At 74.0% G+C, this 1,919-nt stretch carries 2 protein-coding genes; both read right to left on the reverse strand.

The genetic code is table 11. The features are described from left to right. Positions 1-825 (reverse strand): NTP transferase domain-containing protein (locus GT042_RS09580; RefSeq protein WP_161308282.1); only part of this gene is annotated, 825 nt, incomplete at its 3' end. Between the two features lie 66 nt (positions 826-891). After that, the coding region (locus GT042_RS09585; RefSeq protein WP_161308283.1) for a dihydrolipoamide acetyltransferase family protein at positions 892-1,919 on the reverse strand (1,028 nt) is incomplete at its 5' end.

Consider the following 1,919-nt stretch of genomic DNA (forward strand, 5'->3'; position numbering starts at 1 on the left):
GTCGGCCCAGCGCAGGGCCAGCGCCACCGCCTTGCGGGTCGCCGCCTCCACCGCTTCTGGGCCGTCGCCGCCGGCCCGGCCCGCCGCGTACCCGACCAGGAAGGTCGTCAGCGGGGCGGCGGGCCTGGCGACACCGTGCGCGGCGTCACGGGCGAGGTCCAGGAGGAGAGGGATGTCGACGTCCAGCCCGATGCCGAGTTCGTCCTTGACTGCGGTGATCCATTCTTCCAGCACGGTCCCATGCTCTCTGATACGGGCCCGGGCCGTGGAGATGTCTTCCCAGGTGTCGCAGTCGAACGAGGCGAAGGGATCGGCATCGACGCGGGCGAGGTCGAGTTCGTGCGACAGCAGACGCAGGGGCAGACCGGTGAGGTTCCCGTGTTCCGTGGCCAGCAGGGCCAGTTCACGGCGCAGCGGCTCGGCGCGGTAGGCGGCGACCAGCGGCTGGTCCCGCCCGTCGGCGTCGACCAGCAGCGCCGCCTCCCGGCCGCTGGTGTCCAGCGTCCCGATCAGCCGGTGGACCGTCGGGGCGCCCAGGAACGGCAGGTCGGCGGAGAGGACAATCACGGTGTCCGCCTCGACGTGGCGCACCCCCGCGTCGAGCGCGGCGAGCGGCCCGCCGCCCGGCGGGTCCTCCCGCGCCCAGCGCACGGGTCTGACCGTCGGGCGCCGGCCGCCCACGACAACGGTGTTGCCGGCCCCGTCACAGGCCGCCAGGACCCGGTCGAGCAGGGCACGGCCCCCGACCCGCACGGCGGGCTTGTCGATCCCACCGAGGCGCTTGGCGGCGCCTCCGGCGAGCACGATGGCGTCATACGCGGTCATGCCAGAAGTATGAGCCGCGATCGGCTCTCCGAAGCACGGGATCCGGGTCCCGGTCCCGTGCTTGTCTCAGACTGTCCGCAGGAGCACCGCCGGGTTCTCGACGCAGTCCGCCACATAACGGAGGAAGCCGCCCGCCGTGCCGCCGTCGCAGACCCGGTGGTCGAAGGTGAGGGACAGCTGGACGACCTGCCGTACGGCCAGCTCCCCCTGGTGCACCCACGGCTTGGGGATGATCCGGCCGACCCCGAGCATCGCCGCCTCCGGGTGATTGATGATCGGCGTCGATCCGTCGACCCCGAACACCCCGTAGTTGTTGAGCGTGAACGTCCCGCCCGTCAGGTCGCCCGGTGTCAGCGTGCCGGAGCGGCCCGCCTCCGTCAGCCGGGCGAACTCGGCGCTCAGGGACTCCGCGTCCCGGCGGTGCGCGTCCCGTACGACCGGGACGACCAGTCCGCGCTCGGTCTGGGCGGCGAAGCCCAGATGGACGTCGGGCAGCCGCACGATCTCCTTGGCGGCCAGGTCCACCGTGGAGTTCAGCTCCGGGTGCCGGGCGAGGCCCGCCACACAGATCCGGGCGAGCAGCGCGAGGAGGGAGATCTTCGGGCCGCCGGCCGCGTTCATCGCCGTACGGGCCGCCATCAGCTCCGTCGCGTCCGCGTCGACCCAGCAGGTGGCGTCCGGGATCTCGTGGCGGCTGCGGGACAGCTTGTCCGCGACCGCGCCCCGTACGCCCCGCAGCGGCACCCGGACGACGTCCGGCCGCCCGCCCACGGATCCGGCCGTTCCCGCCGCCTTCGTGGACCCGGAAGCAGGGGTGTGCGTCTCCGCGGTCGCCCGGCGGATGGCCTGTTCGACGTCGGAACGCAGGATCAGACCCTCGCGCCCCGAGCCCGTCAGGGTCCGCAGATCGAGGCCGTTCTCCCGCGCGAGCCTGCGGACCAGCGGCGACACCACCGCGACAGGACCGGCGGGACCGACAGGACCGGCGGGTCCTGGTCCGGCGGGTCCGGCGGACCCGTTCACGTGCGTCACGGCGGGCGGGGGCGTCGGCACCGGCACGGGAGCGGGAGCGGCGGCCGGTGCCGCCGGGGCGG

The organism is Streptomyces sp. SID3212 (assembly GCF_009865405.1).
In the GTDB taxonomy this organism is placed as follows: Bacteria; Actinomycetota; Actinomycetes; order Streptomycetales; family Streptomycetaceae; genus Streptomyces.